The organism is Pseudomonas sp. S2_B07 (assembly GCF_054668435.1).
In genome coordinates this window covers 4102122-4122239 of the sequence record NZ_CP162769.1, presented here as the reverse complement: position 1 = coordinate 4122239, position 20118 = coordinate 4102122, and the positions used below count along the sequence as shown (strand labels likewise).

Below are 20118 nucleotides of genomic sequence, written 5' to 3'. Positions count from 1 at the left end.
TCCTCGACTTACAACGGCTTGACGGTGAACAAACCGTCGTCGTGGCCTTCTTCGGAGCCACCGTAGACTTGCTCGGCAACCGTACGGATCTTGCTGCCGCGGGCTTGCAGAATCTGGTCCATGGCACCGGCAAACCAGCCCGTGAACATGTAGTCGACCTTGCGCCCGACCTTGCCATAGACGTAGACGAACGCCGAGTGTTCGAGCTTGACGCTGGCAGTGCCTTTGTCGAGGTCGATGTCCTGGATCTTGAACAGCCCCCAGCCGCGTTGCGACAGGCGCTTCATGTAGTGCTCGAACACCGCGACGCCTTCCAGGCCGTGGCATTCGGCTTCTTTTTCACACCAGTGCCAGGCGGATTTGTAGCCGGCCTTGTAAAGGATTTCGGCGTAGGCTTCGGCGCCCAGCACTTCCTCGATGCCCATATGGTTGTTGACGAAGAAGTGACGCGGTACGTACAGCATTGGCAGGGCGTCGGAGGTCCAGACACCGGTTTCGCTGTCGACTTCGATTGGCAATTGCGGGGCGATCTTGGCCATGGAAACTTAACTCCAGAAAAATTCGTTGTGCTGTTGTCCCGTAGCAGCTGTCGAGCCTGCGAGGCTGCGTTGGGCTGCGAAGCGGCCCCCGAGGGCGGTCCTGCGGACCGCAACGCAGCCTCGTACCTCGGCAGCTGCTACAGGAATCGTTGTTTGAAAGGGGTTTACTCGCCCCAGACATCCTTGAGGACGTTGACCCAGTTCTCGCCCATGATCTTGCGCACCACGCGCTCGGAATGACCGCGCTTGAGCAAGGTTTCGGTCAGGTTCGGGAACTCGCCGACGGTGCGGATGCCCAGCGGGTTGATGATCTTGCCGAAGCTGGTCAGGCGGCGGGCGTAGCCCTTGTCATGGGTCAGGTATTCGAAGAAGTCCTGGCCATGGCCCTGGGTGAAGTCGGTGCCGATGCCGATGGCGTCTTCGCCGACGATGTTCATGGTGTATTCGATGGCTTCGGCGTAGTCGTCGATGGTCGAATCGATGCCCTTGGCCAGGAACGGCGCAAACATGGTCACGCCGACGAAACCGCCGTGATCGGCGATGAACTTCAGTTCTTCGTCGGACTTGTTGCGCGGGTGGATTTTCAGACCCGACGGCAGGCAGTGCGAGTAGCACACTGGCTTCTTCGATTCGAGAATGACTTCTTCGGAGGTTTTCGAGCCGACGTGGGACAGGTCGCACATGACGCCCACACGGTTCATCTCGGCGACGATTTCACGGCCGAAACCCGACAGGCCGCCATCGCGCTCGTAGCAACCGGTGCCCACCAGGTTCTGGGTGTTGTAGCACATCTGCACAATGCCGACGCCGAGCTGCTTGAACACCTCGACATAGCCGATCTGGTCTTCAAACGCGTGAGCATTCTGGAAGCCGAACAGGATGCCGGTCTTGCCCTGCTCCTTGGCCTTACGGATGTCGGCGGTGGTGCGCACCGGAATCACCAGGTCGCTGTTCTCGCGGATCAGCTTCTGACTGGCGGCGATATTATTGACGGTGGCCTGGAAGCCCTCCCACACCGACACGGTGCAGTTGGCTGCGGTCAGACCGCCCTTGCGCATGTCTTCGAACAGTTCACGGTTCCACTTGGCGATAATCAGCCCGTCGATAACGATACTGTCGGCGTGCAATTCGGCTGGGCTCATCAGGCTGTCCCCTATTAGCAATTCATGCGCCGAATCGTGTGCCGGCGCTTTGGGGCCAGCATATGCCTGAGGGACGGGGCAGCCGGGTGCAAAAACGACAGGGGGTTTGCCGAAAGCGTCAATCCGCGACAAAGGGTCGCCGCGGGGCACGATTGCCCACCTGTTCAAGGGCCTGCGCATGGGCCAGAATTCGCGGCATTACTGAATGCACTATTGGATTGAGGCGGCGACGCAATGAAATCGATCTTCCTGGCTCTGGCACTGATAGCGACCGGCGTACACGCGGCAGAAGAGTCCGACGACAACCCCTGCGACAAAGTCGAAAACGACGTCCAGACCCTCGAATGCTCGGCCTTTAGCCGAACCACCGCCGAAGACCTGCTCAAAGAAAACTACCAGGGCCTGGCCGAACGCATGCAAACGGCCTACGGCAAGAACCCGGCACAACTGGCCGACATCACCGCCAAACTCAAAGCCGCCCAACAGCAATGGCTGAAGACCCGGGATGCGGATTGCGCGGTTGAAGCGTTTCCGGCGACCAGTGGTAGCAAGGCATTCACCATTGCGCAGAATGATTGCGTGGCGCGGATGAGTGATGAGCGGTCGGAGTTTTTGGAGTCGATTGGGCAGGAGTGACGCTGTATTTCCGTCAGAAGCTGGCACCTTCGCCGGCTTTCGATTCTCAAGAGATGCTGTTTCCTACAAACCTTGCTGACTGAACCTACAGCACTCCCTACACCTCGCAGCAGACCCTATTGCCTGGGTAACATCCCGACATGCTTCGTTAATTGGCCGAGAGAGAAATATAAGTAACGATTGGAAAATCTTATAAAAGACTTATATTCTCCCATGAACAGCATTCACTGGACTCGAAAGGCCGTTAAGCAGCTTCTGAAATTGCATTCCGTTCACCAGATCCAGGTTCGTGATGCCGTCACGGTGCTGACTGACATGCCTGATATAGGCAATGTCAAAGCACTGGTCGGTCATGACTACGCCTATCGACTTCGAGTGGGTAACTATCGAGTCATGTTCGACTGGGATGGCGCAATCAAAGTGGTCAGTATTCAAGAGGTCAAAAAACGCGATGAACGCACCTACTGACGTTCAAATCATCAATGACGCAGAGGGGAATCCTGCGTTTGTGGTCATTCCCTATGCGCAATATGTGGCGCAGAAGATTGAGCCCGATCTGATTCCCCATGAAGTGGTCAGCCGCATCGTCGATGGCGCGACGCCGATTCGCGCCTGGCGTGAGCACCTGAACCTTACACAGGATGAGGTGGCCAAACGCATGGGCATTTCTCAACCTGCTTTTGCCCAGCAAGAGACTGTAGCGAAGCCTCGCAAGGCCACCCGCGAGAAAATTGCCGCGGCGTTTGGCATCACGGCTAATCAACTTGAGCTGTAGGCTGCACACAACCATTTGTGAAAGGGATCGAAATGAAAATCTGCGGCATCGAAATCAAAGGCAGCGAAGCGATCATTGCCGTCGCGTCCCTGGACGGTCAGACGCTGAGTCACGTAGCCCTGCCCACCAAGAAAATCGCCCTCGACGATGACGACGAAGCCGCGAACGTCAAAGTCTTCGCCGCTCAGGTGGCGTCGTTTGTACGCGAGAACTCCATCGACCGGATCGCGATCAAGAAGCGCAGCAAGAAAGGCGAGTTCGCCGGTGGACCGACCACGTTCAAGATCGAGGGTGTGTTTCAGCTGCTGGAAAATTGCGAGGTGACACTGCTGTCGCCGCAGACGATCAATGCGCAGAGCAAGAAGCACAACGTGGAACTGCCGGCGACGCTGAACAAGTATCAGCATGAAGCCTACAAAGCAGCCTGCTCGGCTTTAATGAAGAAATAAGATCCACACCAAATCATAACTGTGGGAGCGAGCCTGCTCGCGAAAGCGGTGGGTCAGTCGACATCAATGGCGGCTGACAGATTGCATTCGCGAGCAGCCTCGCTCCCACAGGTTTTCTTGTTGTTGGAATCTGTGCTCAGACCAGCTCTCGCCCATCCCCTAGCCGTCGGCGATCCTCGCGCGGGCACCGCGCAAACTTCGCCCGATAGCTGCGGGTGAAATACGACGGCGATTCAAAACCGCACGCAATGCTCACCTCCAGCACACTCATGTCCGTCTGTCGCAGCAACTGCCGGGCCTTCTCCAGCCGCAAGCGCAGGTAGAAATTGCTCGGCGTGTCGTTCAGGTGCAACCGAAACAGGCGCTCCAACTGGCGCCGCGTCACCTTGATCGATTCGGCTAACTCAAGCGTACTCAGCGGTGGTTCGCTGTGCTGCTCCATCTCCCCAATCACATGCACCAACTTCTTGTTGCTGATGCCATAGCGCGTGGCGACTTCCATGCGCTGGTGGTCTTTGCGCGGGCGGATGCGCCCGAGCACGAATTGTTCGCTGACCTGGATCGCCAGTTCCGGGCCATGGGCCTGGGCGATCAGGTCGAGCATCAGGTCGATGGAGGCGGTGCCGCCGGCCGAGGTGATGCGGCGGCGGTCGATTTCGAACAGCTCCTGGGTGACGCTCAGCTGTGGATACGATTCCTTGAACGCGTCGATGGCTTCCCAGTGCAGCGTCAGGCGATGGCCGTCGAGCAGGCCGGCCTCGGCGAGAATGAAGCTGCCGGTGTCGATGGCGCCGAGGGTCACGCCTTCGTTGTCCAGCCGGCGCAACCAGTGTTCCAGCGCCGGGGTAGCGAATTTCAGCGGTTCGAAACCGGCGACCACCAACAGGGTTGCACCTTTCTTCAGCGGCTCCAGCGCCGCGTCGGCGTTGACCGACATGCCATTGCTGGCCAGCACCGCCCCGCCGTCGGCGCTCAATACATGCCAGCGATACAGCTCGCCGCGAAAGCGATTGGCGACCCGCAGCGGCTCGATGGCCGAGATAAATCCAATCGCCGAGAAACCCGGCATCAACAAGAAGTAGAAATCCTGGGACATGGAGCGCACTCGATAGGCGGGTAACGTCAGGGCGGGTAGCGTTTGACGTTGATACGCCACTTGCAAGCGGCATTCAAGAGGACAGGTCGCTGCAGTGCAAGAGCTGGTCGCCGTGGTGCGCTTTCATGGGGGCTTAGCTGCGTAACTTGGCATCACCGGCGCATCAGACACCGGAACTCACAATAAACGAACTGCCGAGGAACCTGAGATGAAACGACTGATCAGCAGCTGTGTTCTTGCACTCAGTGGTACCGCTTTGCTGAGCGCCAGCGTCATGGCCGCCGAACCCGCATCGTGCCAGAACGTACGCATGGGCGTAGTGAACTGGACCGATGTAATCGCCACCAGCGCCATGACCCAGGTCCTGCTCGATGGCCTCGGCTACAACACCAAACAAACCAGCGCGTCCCAGCAAATCATCTTCGCCGGGATCCGCGACCAGCGCCTGGACTTGTTCCTCGGCTACTGGAACCCGCTGATGACCCAGACCATCACCCCGTTCGTCGATGGCAACCAGGTCAAAGTGCTGCAAGCCCCGAGCCTGAAAGACGCTCGCGCGACCCTCGCCGTACCGACGTACCTCGCCGACAAGGGCCTGAAAACCTTCGCCGACATCGCCAAGTTCGAGAAGGAACTGGGCGGCAAGATTTACGGCATCGAGCCTGGCTCGGGCGCCAACACCCAGATCAAGGCGATGATCGCCAAGAACCAGTTCGGCCTCGGCAAATTCCAGCTGGTCGAGTCCAGCGAAGCCGGCATGCTGGCCGCCGTGGATCGCGCCGTGCGCCGCAACGAGGCCGTGGTGTTCTTCGGCTGGGCGCCGCACCCGATGAACGTCAACGTGAAGATGACCTACCTCACCGGCAGTGACGACGCCCTCGGTCCAAACGAAGGCATGGCCACGGTCTGGACCGTCACCGCGCCGAAATACGCCGAGCAGTGCCCGAACATCGGTCGCTTGCTGAGCAACCTGACCTACACCGCCGAAGACGAGAGCCGGATGATGCAGCCGCTGCTGGATCACAAGGACGCCTTCGAGTCGGCCAAGCAATGGCTGAAAGATCACCCGCAAGACAAGCAGCGCTGGCTCGAAGGCGTGACCACCTTCGATGGCAAACCAGCGGCTGAAAACCTGCAACTGACCAGTAAATAAATCCTGGAACCGAACCACCGATTCGCAGCCCGAGCGGGCTGCGAACGGGACTATTACGTCCGGCTTTTCTCCTGAAAAACACTCGCCTGTAAGGAACCGCCCAATGAACCACGACGTCATCATCACCTGCGCACTCACCGGTGCTGGCGACACGACCAGCAAGAGCCCACACGTGCCGGTCACCCCGAAACAAATCGCCGCCGCCGCCGTGGAAGCCGCCAAGGCCGGTGCCACCGTGGTCCACTGCCACGTGCGCAACCCCGAAACCGGCAAGTTCAGCCGTGACGTGGCGTTGTACCGTGAAGTGATGGAGCGCATCCGCGAGGCCGACGTTGACATCATCGTCAACCTCACCGCCGGCATGGGCGGCGACCTGGAAATCGGCGCCGGCGAGAACCCGATGGAGTTCGGCCCGAACACCGACCTGGTCGGCCCGCTGACCCGCCTGGCCCACGTCGAAGAGCTGCTGCCGGAAATCTGCACCCTCGATTGCGGCACCCTGAACTTCGGCGATGGCGACACCATTTACGTGTCCACCCCGGCCCAGCTACGTGCCGGCGCCAAACGCATTCAAGAGCTGGGCGTGAAAGCCGAGCTGGAAATCTTCGACACCGGTCACCTGTGGTTCGCCAAGCAGTTGATCAAGGAAGGCCTGCTCGACGACCCGTTGTTCCAGCTGTGCCTGGGCATCCCGTGGGGCGCACCGGCCGACACCACCACCATGAAAGCCATGGTCGACAACCTGCCGGCCAATGCCGTGTGGGCAGGCTTTGGTATCGGTCGCATGCAGATGCCGATGGCAGCGCAAGCGGTGCTGCTCGGCGGCAACGTTCGGGTGGGTCTGGAAGACAACATCTGGCTGGACAAGGGTGTACTGGCGACCAACGGCCAACTGGTCGAACGCGCCGGCGAAATCCTCAGCCGCCTCGGCGCCCGGGTTCTGACGCCGGCGCAAGGCCGGGAAAAAATGGGCCTGACCAAGCGCGGTTAACCCAAACCCTCTCTCTGTAGGAGCCGAGCTTGCTCGCGATTGCGGTATCCCGGCCGCAAAAATGTGCCGGATTTACCGACGCCATCGCTCGCAACTCGACTCCTACGGGACCACCGAATTCTTTCAGGACGTCGCCATGACTTTTATCACCGAAATCAAAACCTTCGCAGCCCTGGGCAGCGGTGTCATCGGCAGCGGCTGGGTGTCCCGCGCGCTCGCCCATGGCCTTGACGTGATCGCCTGGGACCCGGCGCCCGGTGCCGAAGCCGCCCTGCGCAAACGCGTCGCCAACGCGTGGGGCGCACTGGAGAAACAAGGCTTGGCGCCTGGTGCTTCTCAGGATCGCCTGCGCTTTGTCGCGACGATTGAAGAATGCGTACGCGATGCGGATTTCATTCAGGAAAGCGCCCCCGAGCGCCTCGATCTGAAACTGGAACTGCACAGCAAAATCAGCGCCGCCGCCAAGCCCAATGCCTTGATCGGCTCGAGTACTTCTGGCCTGTTGCCAAGCGAGTTCTACGAGAGCGCAACCCACCCGGAACGCTGTGTGGTCGGCCACCCGTTCAACCCGGTCTACCTGCTGCCGCTGGTGGAAGTGGTCGGTGGCAAAAACACTGCGCCCGAAGCCGTTCAAGCGGCGATGAAAGTGTATGAATCCCTAGGCATGCGTCCACTGCATGTGCGCAAGGAAGTGCCCGGCTTTATCGCCGACCGCTTGCTCGAAGCGCTCTGGCGTGAGGCGCTGCACCTGGTGAACGATGGCGTGGCAACCACCGGTGAAATCGACGACGCGATTCGGTTTGGCGCGGGGTTGCGCTGGTCATTCATGGGCACGTTCCTGACCTACACGCTGGCCGGCGGTGACGCCGGGATGCGCCACTTCATGGCGCAGTTCGGTCCGGCGTTGCAGTTGCCGTGGACCTATTTGCCAGCGCCGGAGCTGACCGACAAATTGATCGATGATGTGGTGGATGGCACCACTGATCAGTTAGGCACGCACAGCATTTCGGCGCTGGAGCGCTATCGTGATGATTGCCTGCTGGCGGTGCTGGAAGCGGTGAAGACCACCAAAGAAAAGCATGGGATGGCCTTCAGCGAGTAATGAACTGGCAGGACTGGCCCCATCGCGAGCAAGCTCGCTCCCACAGGTTTTGCGCAGTCCTTGTGGGAGCGAGCTTGCTCGCGATAGCGGCAGCCCGATCTCCCTATATTCTGGATCCTCATCATGCCCACCCTCACCACCTACCAAACACGCATCATCCCCGACTGGGTCGACTACAACGGCCACCTGCGCGACGCTTTCTACCTGCTGATCTTCAGCTACGCCACCGACGCGCTGATGGATCGCTTAGGGCTCGACAGCAACAACCGCGAAGCCAGCGGCCACTCGCTGTTCACCCTCGAACTGCACCTCAATTACCTGCACGAAGTGAAGCTCGACGCCGACGTCGAAGTGCACACGCACATCATCGGTCACGACAGCAAACGCCTGCACCTCTACCACAGCCTGCATCGGGTCGGTGACGACAAGGAGCTGGCCGGCAACGAGCAAATGTTGCTGCACGTCGACCTTGCCGGGCCGCGATCCGCGCCCTTCAGTGAACTGTCGCTGAGCAAGCTGCAAGCCATCGTCGCCGAGCAGACTGACTTGCCCACCCCCGAGTACATTGGTCGAGTGATCGCTTTACCCCAAAAAAAATAACAAGGAGATCGCCATTGAACACCGCCGCCGCTTTTGCCGACTTCCGTACCTACCCGTTGATCAGCGCGTTGACCGCCGTGCACACCCTGGCGGACCGAATTCAAGTGAGCTGGGCGGACGGTCGCGTCAGCCCCTTTCATCATCAGTGGTTGCGCGACAACTGCCCCTGCCCGCAATGCGTCTATACCGTGACCCGCGAGCAAGTGCTGGAAATCGTCGATGTCGCCGAAACCCTGTTGCCCTCCGACTCTCGCGTCGATGCTGAAGGTTGTCTCTGCGTCGATTGGCAGGACGGCCATCTCAGCCGCTTCGACCCCGGCTGGCTGCGCGCCCATGCCTATGACGATGAATCCCGCGCCGAACGGGAGGCGCGTAAACCCAAGGCCAGGCTGTGGCAGCAGGATTTGCAGCTGCCGGTGTTCGATTACCAGGCATTGATGAATGACAACGACGCCCTGCTGCAATGGCTACTGGCAGTGCGCGATATCGGCCTGACTCAAGTGCGCGGCGTACCCACTGAACCGGGCTCGCTGAAGCTGATCGCCCAGCGGATTTCCTTCATCCGCGAGAGCAATTTCGGCGTGCTGTTCAACGTGCAATCCAAGGCCGATGCCGACAGCAATGCCTACACCGCTTTCAACCTGCCGTTGCACAGCGATCTGCCGACCCGGGAGCTGCAACCAGGGCTGCAATTCCTGCATTGCCTGGTCAATGATGCCGACGGTGGCGAGAGTATTTTTGTCGACGGTTTTGCCATCGCCGATGCCTTGCGCAATGAGGACCCCGAGGCGTTTAAAAGTCTCTGTGAAATCCCTGTGGAGTTCCGCAACAAGGACCGTCACAGCGACTACCGTTGCCTGGCGCCGATCATCGCGCTGGATGCACGGGGGCAGGTGTCGGAAATCCGCATGGCGAACTTCCTGCGCGGACCGTTTGATGCGTCGGTGGAGCAGATGCCCGGGCTGTATCACGCTTACCGGCGGTTCATTGCGATGACTCGGGAAGCACGGTTTCGGGTGATGACGCGGCTGAGCCCGGGCGAGCTGTGGTGTTTTGATAACCGTCGTACGCTGCATGCGCGCAATGCGTTTGATCCCGCCAGTGGCGCCCGGCATTTTCAGGGGTGCTATGTCGACCGTGATGAGTTGTTGTCGCGGATCCTGGTGTTGCAACGCTAGACCGCGTCATCGTTCATCGCGAGCAGGCTCACTCCTGCCGTTGACCGGGTTCTTTCAGAGGAATACGGTTGAGTGTAGGCGTGAGCCTGCTCGCGATGGCTTAAATCCAGACACCCCATCCCGCCCTGATTCACAGGCAAAAAAAACCCCGATCAAGCCGTGACAGGATCGGAGCTGAGGAGGGTACTGTTGAGGAGCCGTTGCGCGAGGGTGACCAAACCTTCGTGTTGCCAGCTGAGTCCAGTGTGCCCACTCCCTTGATTCACAAGTTAGCCGAAAACGACATGCTCATAGGTATTGCGGCCATTGCGACAAATCGCCCTTGCCGCCACTTCGTCCCCCTACCAGAATCGAGCCAAGACACCGTTCCCTGAAGAAGGATTGCGTCATGATGTACGCCGATTTGATCGACCAGGAAGACCTGTTGGGCCAGCTGAAATCGTTGGGTTTTCAAGTGCCGAGCGGTGCCACAGCCGAACAGGCTTGCGAGTGTGCGGTAAGGGGATTGGACGATGCCCGGGCATATGAACTGCGCAAGATGGTCAAGAATATGTACACCAGCAGCGCGACCATCCTGCCGGCAGTGCGTCAGGCGATCGACAGGCAATTGCTGCCAGCGTTGGCGGAGTATCAACAGAGCCCTAGAACCTGATAAACCGCCATCGCGGGCAAGCCCGGCTCCTACAGTACAGCGTGATCCTGTAGAAGCCGGGCTTGCCCGCGATGAAGCCAGCGCGGTCTAGAGCCGTACGCTAGCGAAAGTCGACTCGTTACGCGCCTGACTCAACGCCGACAACGGCCCCGACAATGGCGACAGCACCAGTGCTTGCGGCAGCGGCATCATCGCCACCTGTTGCGTGGTGTTGGAACCTACGCGCTCGTCACGCGGCGGAATGCCGAAGTATTCGCGGTAGCACTTGGAGAAGTGCGGCGTCGACACGAAACCGCACACCGATGCCACTTCGATGATCGACATCGGCGTTTGCTTGAGCAACTGCCGGGCGCGGATCAGGCGCAGCTTCAGGTAGTAGCGCGACGGCGAGCAGTGCAGGTATTTCTGGAACAGGCGCTCAAGCTGTCGACGCGAAACGGCGACGTACACCGCCAGTTCGTCGAGGTCGATCGGCTCTTCCAGATTGGCTTCCATCAGCGCAACGATTTCCTGCAATTTCGGCTGGTTGGTCCCGAGCATGTGCTTGAGTGGCACACGCTGATGGTCCTGCTCGTTGCGGATGCGTTCGTAGACAAACATTTCCGAGATCGCGGCGGACAGTTCACGGCCGTGATCGCGGCTGATCAGGTGCAGCATCATGTCCAGTGGCGCGGTGCCGCCGGAGCTGGTGAAACGGTTACGGTCGAGGGTGAACAAGCGGGTACTCATGGCCACACGCGGGAAAGCTTCCTGCATCGAGGCCAGGCATTCCCAGTGCACGCTGCAATCGAAACCGTCCAGCAGGCCGGCGCAGGCCAGGGCCCAGCTGCCGGTGCATACCGCGCCGAGGCGACGGGACTGACGCGCCTGGCTTTGCAGCCACGACACGTGTTCACGGGTAACGGTGCGCTGGATGCCGATACCGCCGCAGACGATGATGGTGTCCAGGGGTGGGGCTTTGTGCATGGAGCAGTCGGGGGTGATCTGCAGACCGTCACTGGCCCAGACCTGGCCGCCATCGACGGTGAGTGTGGACCAGCGATACAGCTCGCGGCCGGACAATTGGTTGGCCATGCGCAGGGGTTCAACTGCGGAGGCCAGAGAAATAAGCGTGAAATTGTCCAACAGCAGAAAGCCGATGGATTGAGGCGCACGGTTCTGGGGTTGAGCCCCGGAGTTGGACGTCGTCATCGCGGTATCTCCTCACACAAAGCGGGTGATGGCCTCAGGCGGAGGCTCTTGTTATTGCCATCGTTCTCGCGTGGGAGACGGGCTTTGTAATGACAGAGCAAATGCCATGCCTAAAATTGAATGCGCGTTCAATAACTCCTGAAAACGACGTCGCGACATGTCTATATAAGCCGCGCGGCGACGGGTGGATATAAGTGCCATTATCGGCGATAGACGCCCTGCCTTGCGGGGCGTGAGCAAATCGGTAGCACTTGTGGGAACAGGGCTGCGAGGTGCCGGGACAGAGTGTCACCGCAAGCACGGGTGACGAGTGGTCAGGGCCGGTTTGGATCCCTGTGATTCGGAAAGGGGCTTATCTGTAAGCGACGCGCTAAAAGGTGGCGTGTTTTGAATCGGGTGTTCATTTAGCGCGCAGTTTTGACTGGTCTGACGCCATCGCGAGCAAGTTCGCTCCCACAGGGATTTGTGGTGCGCATCAGTTTTTGAATACACAACAAATCCTGTGGGAGCGGGCTTGCCCGCGATGGCGTCAACTCGGTCTCAACACTCCACCGCGCTCACCGCCAACCCACCCCGCGATGTCTCTTTATATTTGTCATGCATATCCGCGCCGGTATCACGCATGGTGCGGATCACCCGGTCCAGCGAGATAAAGTGCTGACCATCCCCACGCAGCGCCATCTGCGCCGCGTTGATCGCTTTCACCGCGGCAATCGCGTTGCGCTCGATGCACGGCACTTGCACCAGTCCACCCACCGGGTCGCATGTCAGGCCGAGGTTGTGTTCCAGGCCGATTTCCGCCGCATTGCACAACTGCTCCGGCGTGGCACCGAGAATCTCCGCCAGCCCCGCTGCCGCCATCGCGCAAGCCGAACCCACTTCGCCCTGGCAACCGACTTCGGCGCCGGAGATCGAGGCGTTCTTCTTGCACAGAATGCCCACCGCCGCAGCACTGAGGAAATAGTCGACCACGTTGGCGTCCGTCACCGCCTCGCTGAACTTCATAAAGTAGTGCAACACCGCCGGAATGATCCCCGCCGCGCCGTTGGTCGGCGCCGTGACCATGCGCCCACCCGCGGCGTTCTCTTCGTTGACCGCCAGCGCAAACAGGTTGACCCACTCCATGGCGCTCAAGGTCGAGCCGATCACATTGGGCTTGCCCAGTTCCTGCAGGCTACGGTGCAACTTCGCCGCGCGACGGCGCACATTCAGGCCGCCGGGCAGGATGCCTTCGTGCTTGAGGCCCTGGTCGACGCAATCCTGCATGGCACGCCACAACTTCATCAGACCGGCGCGGATTTCCTCTTCACTGCGCCAGACCTTCTCGTTCGCCATCATCAATTCAGCCACGCGCAGGTTGTGCGTCTGGCACAGGCTCAACAGTTCGACGGCGCTGGAGAAATCGTACGGCAACACGGTGCGGTCCAGATCGACCACGCCGCTGGACGCCTGGGCCTCATCCACGACAAAACCACCGCCGACGGAATAGTAGGTGTCGCGATGCAGCTCACCGTGATCGCCTTCGACGATCAGGGTCATGGCATTGGGGTGGAACGGCAGGTTTTCGTCGATCAGGCGCATGTCCCGCGCCCAAATGAACGGCACCGACAAGCGACCGTCGAGCAGCAACATGTGGGTTTCACGCAGGGTTTCGATGCGAATGCCGATTTGCGACGGATCGATCGCATCCGGCCATTCGCCCATCAGGCCCATGATGACGGCATTGTCGCTGCCGTGACCGATGCCGGTGGCCGACAGCGAACCATAAAGTTGAACTTCGACCCGTCGCACCTGCTCCAGTAGATGCTTGTCCCGAAGCGACTCGACAAACAGCGCGGCGGCCCGCATAGGCCCCACGGTGTGCGAACTGGAAGGACCGATGCCGATTTTGAACAGGTCGAAAACACTGATAGCCATTACTGCCGAACTCCTGGATGTGCCGACTCCAGACGCAAAGGCGCCCAGTGGCGGAGCTGCTACGCTCAAGCTGCAATCCGCCGAGATGGCCGCATCATCAGGCTTTTGTCATGTCGTTCGACGTCTCACACCGACGCACTCATGCCCACCAACGCCGCAGGGCGGCGACGCAATGTTTTCGCCGTTTTTTAGCGGATCAGAGGGGAAAAGAGGGCTGAAAAAAGCTGTAAACGACGTCACCGACACTGGATGCGACCCTCCCTGTACTGGTTACGACGCACCCTGTAGGCGTCAGATTTTCACTGGTACATGATCGTATCGACTCGATTGCAAGGCGCCGTGGTAGAGCTGTCTCCAAAACGCCATCCAACCGCAACCTATAAGTGCGGTGGTCCAGTCGGAACACTGCCAAAAAAAACACCAAGGAGTCCATCCATGAAAGGTTCCCCGTCGTTGTTGTTGGCCGCCATGCTGAGTCTGCCGTTACTGGCTCACGCTGCAGAACCCGCTCAGTGCAGTACCGTAAACTTCTCCGATGTCGGCTGGACCGACATTACCGCGACAACCGCTACCACCAGCGTCGTGCTCGACGCCCTCGGCTACAAGACCAAAACCACGATGATTTCCGTGCCGGTGACCTACAAGTCCCTGGCCGACGGCAAGAACATGGACGTCTTCCTGGGTAACTGGATGCCGACCATGGAAAACGACATCAAGGCCTACCGCGATGCCGGCACCGTCGATGTGGTGCGCACCAACCTGACCGGCGCCAAGTACACCCTCGCCGTGCCGCAAGCGTTGTACGACAAAGGGCTGCATGACTTCGCCGACATCGCCAAATTCAAGAAAGAGCTCGACGGCAAGATCTACGGCATCGAGCCAGGTAACGACGGTAACCGCCTGATCCAGAGTATGATCGACAAGAACGCCTTCGGCCTTAAAGACGCTGGTTTCAAAGTGGTCGAGTCCAGCGAAGCCGGCATGTTGTCGCAGGTCGATCGCGCGCAGAAGCGCGACACCGCCGTGGTCTTCCTCGGCTGGGCGCCGCACCCGATGAACAAGCGCTTCAAGATCCAGTACCTCACCGGTGGTGACGACTTCTTCGGCCCCGACTTCGGCGCCGCCACCGTGGCAACCAACACCCGCAAGGGTTACACCCAGGAATGCAGCAACGTCGGCCAACTGCTGAAGAACCTGGAATTCACCGTCGACATGGAAAGCTCTCTGATGGGCAACATCCTGGACGACAAGATGAAGCCTGACGCGGCCGCCAAGGCCTGGCTCAAAAAGAATCCACAGGTCCTCGATACCTGGCTCGCTGGCGTGACCACCATTGACGGTAAACCAGGCCTGGAGGCCGTGAAAGCCAAGCTCGCGCAGTAATCGCTTACGCCGGACGGCTTCGGCCGTCCGGGCTGTTTATTTCCTTGCATGCGGACGTTCACTACCATGCTGATTGATCAGAAAATCCCTTTAGGCCAGTACATCGCGGGCTTCGTTGAATGGTTGACGCAACACGGCGCCAACACCTTCGACGCAATCGCCGTGACACTGGAAACGATGATCCACGGCGTGACTTTTGCGCTGACCTGGTTCAACCCGCTGGCATTGATCGGCCTCATCGCACTACTGGCACACTTCATTCAACGCAAGTGGGGACTGACGGTTTTCGTCATCGCCTCCTTCCTGCTGATCCTCAACCTGGGGTACTGGCAGGAAACCATGGAAACCCTCGCCCAGGTGCTGTTCGCCACCCTGGTCTGCGTGGTCATCGGCGTGCCGTTGGGCATCGTCGCCGCGCACAAACCGATGTTCTACACATTGATGCGTCCGGTGCTCGATCTGATGCAGACCGTACCGACCTTCGTGTACCTCATTCCTACCCTGACCCTCTTCGGTCTGGGTGTGGTCCCGGGCTTGATCTCGACGGTAGTGTTCGCGATTGCCGCGCCTATCCGCCTGACTTACCTGGGCATTCGCGATGTACCGGAAGAATTGATGGACGCTGGCAAGGCCTTTGGCTGCTCGCGACGTCAACTGCTCTCACGGATTGAATTGCCCCACGCCATGCCAAGCATCGCGGCCGGCATTACCCAGTGCATCATGCTGTCGCTGTCGATGGTGGTGATCGCGGCACTGGTAGGCGCCGACGGCCTGGGCAAACCCGTGGTCAACGCACTGAACACTGCTGATATCGCCCTGGGCTTCGAAGCGGGCCTGGCGATCGTATTGCTGGCGATCATGCTCGACCGTATCTGCAAACAACCCGACGCCAAAGTAGGGGGTGACGCATGAGCATTATTCGCTTCGATAACGTCGACGTAATCTTCTCCAAAGATCCACGCGAGGCACTCAAACTGCTGGATCAAGGCATGACCCGTAACGAGATCCTGAAAAAGACCGGGCAGATCGTTGGTGTGGAAAAGGCCAGCCTGGACGTCGAAAAAGGTGAAATCTGCGTACTGATGGGCCTGTCCGGCTCCGGCAAGTCCAGCCTGCTGCGCTGCATCAACGGCCTCAACACCGTCAGCCGCGGCAAGCTGTTCGTCGAGCACGAAGGCAAGCAGATCGACATCGCCTCCTGCACCCCGGCAGAACTGAAAATGATGCGCACCAAACGCATTGCGATGGTGTTCCAGAAGTTCGCCCTGATGCCTTGGTTGACCGTTCGTGAAAACATCAGTTTCGGCCTGGAAATGCAGGGGCGTCCCGAGAAGGAACGCCGCACATTGGTGGACGACAAGCTTGAGCTGGTGGGCCTGACCCAATGGCGCAACAAGAAACCCAACGAGCTTTCCGGCGGTATGCAGCAACGTGTGGGCCTGGCCCGCGCACTGGCGATGGACGCCGACATTCTGCTGATGGACGAACCGTTCTCGGCACTCGACCCGCTGATCCGCCAGGGCCTGCAAGACGAATTGCTGGAACTGCAACGCAAGCTGAGCAAGACCATCGTGTTCGTGAGTCACGACCTCGATGAGGCCCTGAAGCTCGGCAGCCGCATTGCGATCATGAAAGACGGCCGGATCATTCAGTACAGCAAGCCGGAAGAGATCGTGCTGAACCCGGCGGACGACTACGTGCGGACCTTCGTCGCGCACACCAACCCGCTGAACGTGTTGTGCGGCCGCAGCCTGATGCGCACGCTGGACAACTGCAAGCGCATCAACGGTTCGGTGTGCCTCGATCCGGGCGGCGATTCGTGGCTGGACCTGGCTGAAGGCAACACCATCAAGGGCGCCCGCCAGAACGGCGCGAGCCTGGACCTGCAGAACTGGATTCCAGGGCAAGCGGTGGAAGGTCTGGGTCGTCGGCCGACGCTGGTGGACTCGAACATCGGCATGCGCGATGCGTTGCAGATTCGTTATCAGACCGGCAACAAACTGGTGCTTCACGACAACAACAAAGTGGTCGGGATTCTCGGCGACAGCGAGCTGTATCACGCGCTGCTCGGCAAGAACCTGGGGTAAGGCAGCAGACACAAAAACGCCGCGAGAGGATCGCGGCGTTTTTGTTTATCGGGACATCGGGTCAAGCTGCTTTGCTAGTGATGGCCCCTTCGCGGGCAAGCCCGCTCCCACAAGGACGGTGACAATCCTGTGGGAGCGGGCTTGCCCGCGATGGATAGGACGCGGCGTTTCAGACTGAAATACCGCGTCCTATCAAGGTTTAGCTATAGACACGGCCAAGGAGCTGCCGATGGCTTTCAAACTGATCGAGCACATCACGGGTGATCTGATCCTGGGTGAAGCCCATCAAGTCGTAATCCTGGCTGCCGTTGTGCAGGTACACCTCGGCGCGGTAGTAGCGTGCGCGCGGTTCATCAGCGCTTTCAGCCGACGCCGTGTCACTCGCCGCCGCCAGATAGCCGTCCAGGCTCACTTCGTAGACAAAAGGGTTGCCCTCTTCCATCTCGATCCGCACGCCCATGCAGCGTTTCGACTTGCCCAGCAACGTCTGCACATCCAGACCCTGACCGCGCAATTGCACCGCCGCATCTTCCAGCGCCGGGCTGACTTGTTTGTCCATGAAACGCTGAACAATCGACTGGTTCGGTTGCAGGTCCAACTGAGTCAAACGCTCGCTGAAACCACGACGACCGCGCGCAGCCAACTCCGCTTGCTCCTGCTCGATCTGCACATCCTGGCGCATGGCCTTGTGCAAGCCGAACATGAAGAACACCAGCACCACCGAGAACGGCAAACCGGCCAGCACCACCATGGTTTGCATGGCTTCGAAGTTACCGGCGAACAGCAGGCCGATGGTCACCAGGGTAATCACCGCCGACCAGAAAATCCGCAGCCAGTGCGGCGCATCTTCGTCGACATTACCGCCCTTGCACGAAAGGTTGGCCATCATCACCGCGCCGGAATCCGCCGGGGTCAGGAACAGCACAAAACCGACAAAAATCGACACGCCGATCACAACCTTCGACGCCGGGTAATGCTCAAGCAACTGGTAGATCGCCATGGACGGCTGTTCGAGCGCCGTCTTCCCCAGCTCCACCGCCCCATGGTTCATCACCAGGTCGAGGGCCGAGTTACCGAAGATCGACAGCCACGCCAGGGTGAAGCCCAGCGGAATCAGCAGCACGCCGGCCACCAGTTCACGCACCGTGCGACCACGGGAAATACGCGCGATGAACATGCCCACAAATGGCGCCCAGGAAATCCACCAGGCCCAGTAGAACAGGGTCCACAGGCCCAACCAGCGGTCGGACTTCTCACTGTCGCCTTCGTACACATAGAGGTCGAAGGTCTTCAGGACCACGCCGTTCAGGTAGTCGCCGATGTTCTGCACGAAGCCGTTGAGCAGGTGCAGGGTCGGGCCGAACAACAGGACAAAAATCAGCAAACCGCTGAACAGCACGATGTTCAGGTTGGACAAACGGCGGATACCGTTTTCCACACCGGACACGGCGGCGATGGTCGCCACGGTGCTCATCACAATGATCACGATCAGCAGGTTGGTGTTGCTGTGCTCCATGCCGAACAGGTTTTCCAACCCGGAAGACACTTGCAGCGAACCAATCCCCAGGTTCGTCACCAGCCCCAGCAAGGTCACGAACATGCCAAAGCCGTCCACCGCATGACCGGCCGCGCCTTTGACCCAACGCTCGCCCACCAGCGGATACAACGCCGAACGCAGCGCCAGCGGCTGGTTGTGGCGGTAGGCAAAGTAAGCCACGGCCAGACCGACCAGTGCGTAGATCGCCCAGCCATGCAGGCCCCAGTGCAGGAACGTCAGTTGAACGGCCTGACGGGCGGCCATGTTGCTCGCGGCCACGCCTTCGGGCGGGTTGAAGTAGTGGTCCAGCGGCTCGGAGGCACCGAAGTACAGGAGCGAAATGCCGATACCCGACGAGAACAGCATCCCCGCCCAGGCGCCGTAGCTGAAGTCCGGGGTATCGTCCTTGCTGCCCAGTTTCAGTTTGCCGTAGGACGAAAACGCCAGGCCCACCACAAACACCAGGTAAGCGGCGATCACCACCATGTAGTACCAGCCGAAGCTGCGGGACAACCAGGCCTGGGCAATACCGAGCACTCTGCCGGCCTCTTGCGGGGCGATGATCAGAATGGCGGTCAACAACAGGATCAACGCGGTAGAGGTGTAGAACACCCAACCGTTGACCGTCACCTTATCGGGTGGGGTCTTTATAAGAGAGGCAGAACTCATGGCACAGATGCTCCAGGCAGTGCGAGAGAAGAACACAAGGCAACGCGGTACCCGACTAATCGGTTAGTGGGCAGCCGACCGACGGGTGATATAAAGACACCCCGAAAAAAGCCCGAAGCCCGGAACGCCAAGGCGTAGGGGTTTCGAGCCGTTTTGGATGTCGGTTTATCGTCATTTACACGTAGGAAAAATCTGTAAGCAGCGACGAATTGTCGCAGATCTTATTCTTTGTTGATTGAACGTTCAATCAAAACAAAATAGACTGGCCCTCAAACCGATGGACGTCTTACGTCCGCCGGAAGGCCTAAGGAGATGTGCAAGATGCCCAAGGTCGGTATGCAACCCATCCGCCGCCAGCAATTGATCGAAGCCACCTTGCTGGCCGTCGATCAGGTCGGTATGGGGGACGCCAGCATTGCGCTGATCGCCCGTTTGGCCGGTGTCTCGAATGGCATCATCAGTCACTATTTTCAGGACAAGAACGGCCTGATCGCTGCCACGGCGCAGTACCTGATGAGTGTACTCAGCGAGAACGTCACCGCACGCCGTCAGGCGCTGACAGATGACAGCCCGCGGGCGCATCTGCAGGTGATCATCGAAGGCAACTTCGACGCCAGCCAGGTCAATGGCCCGGCAATGAAAACCTGGCTGGCCTTCTGGGCCACCAGCATGCACCACCCGTCTTTGCACAGGTTGCAGCGGATCAACGATCACCGTCTGTATTCCAACCTGTGCTGCCAGTTCCGCCGCGTATTGCCGCTCGATGATGCGCGCAGTGCAGCCCGTGGCCTGGCAGCGTTGATTGACGGTTTGTGGTTGCGCGGCGCGCTGTCGGGAGATGCTTTCGACACCGAGCAGGCGCACCGGATCGCTTACGAATACATGGATTTCCAACTGGCCAAGCGGGTGAGTTAGAGCACACACAAAACGCTCAATCCCCGAACCGCCACTGACCCGCGTGCCAGCGCAACACGGCACGCCCAGTGGTTAACGCCAACTAACTTATGCACTTGCGAGGACT

Annotated in this window: 20 protein-coding genes; 14 read left to right on the top strand and 6 right to left on the bottom strand. The window is 59.6% G+C overall.

The genetic code is table 11. The features are described 5' to 3' along the window. Positions 1–8 precede the first annotated feature (8 nt). Together AB4N43_RS18960 and AB4N43_RS18955 are read right to left on the bottom strand one after the other, a co-directional pair. Positions 9–539, bottom strand: a complete 531-nt coding sequence (locus AB4N43_RS18960; RefSeq protein ID WP_007947752.1) for a DUF5943 domain-containing protein — start codon at positions 537–539, stop codon at positions 9–11. A 164-nt stretch (positions 540–703) separates the two neighbouring features. Continuing rightward, positions 704–1681, bottom strand: coding sequence for a dipeptidase (locus AB4N43_RS18955; RefSeq protein WP_008033250.1), 978 nt, complete (start codon positions 1679–1681; stop codon positions 704–706). 234 nt (positions 1682–1915) lie between these two features. On the opposite strand from AB4N43_RS18955, the gene AB4N43_RS18950 reads away from it, so the two are divergent. The 4 genes from AB4N43_RS18950 (at position 1916) to AB4N43_RS18935 (ending at position 3541) form a co-directional block, all read left to right on the top strand. Continuing rightward, entirely contained in the window at positions 1916–2317 is a 402-nt protein-coding gene (locus AB4N43_RS18950) for a lysozyme inhibitor LprI family protein (protein WP_027926653.1), read from the top strand. Between the two features lie 213 nt (positions 2318–2530). Beyond that, positions 2531–2785, top strand: a complete 255-nt coding sequence (locus tag AB4N43_RS18945; RefSeq protein ID WP_027926652.1) for a type II toxin-antitoxin system RelE family toxin — start codon at positions 2531–2533, stop codon at positions 2783–2785. Then, on the top strand, positions 2769–3092 hold the full coding sequence (locus AB4N43_RS18940; RefSeq protein ID WP_027926651.1) for a helix-turn-helix domain-containing protein: 324 nt from the start codon (positions 2769–2771) through the stop codon (positions 3090–3092). The genes AB4N43_RS18945 and AB4N43_RS18940 overlap by 17 nt, the downstream gene beginning before the upstream one ends. 32 nt (positions 3093–3124) lie before the next feature. After that, positions 3125–3541, top strand: coding sequence for a DUF3010 family protein (locus tag AB4N43_RS18935; RefSeq protein WP_027926650.1), 417 nt, complete (start codon positions 3125–3127; stop codon positions 3539–3541). Between the two features lie 136 nt (positions 3542–3677). On the opposite strand, the gene AB4N43_RS18930 is transcribed toward AB4N43_RS18935, so the two are convergent. Beyond that, positions 3678–4637, bottom strand: a complete 960-nt coding sequence (locus AB4N43_RS18930) for a GlxA family transcriptional regulator (RefSeq protein WP_027926649.1) — start codon at positions 4635–4637, stop codon at positions 3678–3680. Positions 4638–4845: 208 nt separating this feature from the next. On the opposite strand from AB4N43_RS18930, the gene choX reads away from it, so the two are divergent. The 6 genes from choX to AB4N43_RS18900 all read left to right on the top strand — a co-directional run bounded on the left by choX (position 4846) and on the right by AB4N43_RS18900 (position 10313). Then, positions 4846–5790, top strand: a complete 945-nt coding sequence (gene choX, locus AB4N43_RS18925) for a choline ABC transporter substrate-binding protein (protein ID WP_027926648.1) — start codon at positions 4846–4848, stop codon at positions 5788–5790. 103 nt (positions 5791–5893) lie between these two features. Then, a complete protein-coding gene (locus AB4N43_RS18920; RefSeq protein ID WP_027926647.1) occupies positions 5894–6781 on the top strand; it encodes a beta-keto acid cleavage family enzyme in 888 nt (295 codons plus the stop codon). A 136-nt stretch (positions 6782–6917) separates the two neighbouring features. Continuing rightward, on the top strand, positions 6918–7883 hold the full coding sequence (locus AB4N43_RS18915; protein WP_027926646.1) for an L-carnitine dehydrogenase: 966 nt from the start codon (positions 6918–6920) through the stop codon (positions 7881–7883). A 123-nt stretch (positions 7884–8006) separates the two neighbouring features. After that, positions 8007–8483: a thioesterase family protein gene (locus AB4N43_RS18910; RefSeq protein WP_460151798.1), complete on the top strand. Its 477-nt coding sequence runs from the start codon at positions 8007–8009 to the stop codon at positions 8481–8483. Between the two features lie 14 nt (positions 8484–8497). Further along, positions 8498–9661 (top strand): gamma-butyrobetaine dioxygenase, encoded by a 1164-nt coding sequence (locus AB4N43_RS18905; protein WP_460151797.1) that lies wholly within the window; start codon positions 8498–8500, stop codon positions 9659–9661. 388 nt (positions 9662–10049) lie between these two features. Further along, positions 10050–10313, top strand: a complete 264-nt coding sequence (locus AB4N43_RS18900; protein ID WP_027926643.1) for a hypothetical protein — start codon at positions 10050–10052, stop codon at positions 10311–10313. Between the two features lie 87 nt (positions 10314–10400). On the opposite strand, the gene gbdR is transcribed toward AB4N43_RS18900, so the two are convergent. Next, entirely contained in the window at positions 10401–11504 is a 1104-nt protein-coding gene (gbdR, locus tag AB4N43_RS18895; protein WP_027926642.1) for a choline metabolism transcriptional regulator GbdR, read from the bottom strand. A gap of 540 nt (positions 11505–12044) precedes the next feature. Beyond that, positions 12045–13421 (bottom strand): L-serine ammonia-lyase, encoded by a 1377-nt coding sequence (locus AB4N43_RS18890; RefSeq protein ID WP_027926641.1) that lies wholly within the window; start codon positions 13419–13421, stop codon positions 12045–12047. 435 nt (positions 13422–13856) lie between these two features. Between AB4N43_RS18890 and AB4N43_RS18885 the strand changes: the two genes are divergently transcribed. From AB4N43_RS18885 to choV, 3 genes are all read left to right on the top strand, one after another. After that, positions 13857–14804: a choline ABC transporter substrate-binding protein gene (locus AB4N43_RS18885; RefSeq protein WP_027926640.1), complete on the top strand. Its 948-nt coding sequence runs from the start codon at positions 13857–13859 to the stop codon at positions 14802–14804. A 66-nt stretch (positions 14805–14870) separates the two neighbouring features. Then, the gene (choW, locus tag AB4N43_RS18880; RefSeq protein WP_027926639.1) at positions 14871–15716 is read left to right on the top strand and encodes a choline ABC transporter permease subunit; all 846 of its coding nucleotides are present in this window, start codon (positions 14871–14873) and stop codon (positions 15714–15716) included. After that, entirely contained in the window at positions 15713–16891 is a 1179-nt protein-coding gene (gene choV / locus AB4N43_RS18875; RefSeq protein ID WP_027926638.1) for a choline ABC transporter ATP-binding protein, read from the top strand. Before choW ends, choV begins: the two co-directional genes overlap by 4 nt. Positions 16892–17090: 199 nt before the next feature. Here the strand turns inward: choV and AB4N43_RS18870 are convergent, their stop codons facing one another. Then, positions 17091–19040, bottom strand: coding sequence for a BCCT family transporter (locus AB4N43_RS18870; RefSeq protein ID WP_231986537.1), 1950 nt, complete (start codon positions 19038–19040; stop codon positions 17091–17093). Between the two features lie 378 nt (positions 19041–19418). Between AB4N43_RS18870 and betI the strand changes: the two genes are divergently transcribed. Further along, the gene (gene betI, locus AB4N43_RS18865; protein WP_027926636.1) at positions 19419–20012 is read left to right on the top strand and encodes a transcriptional regulator BetI; all 594 of its coding nucleotides are present in this window, start codon (positions 19419–19421) and stop codon (positions 20010–20012) included. The last annotated feature ends 106 nt before the right edge of the window (positions 20013–20118 follow it).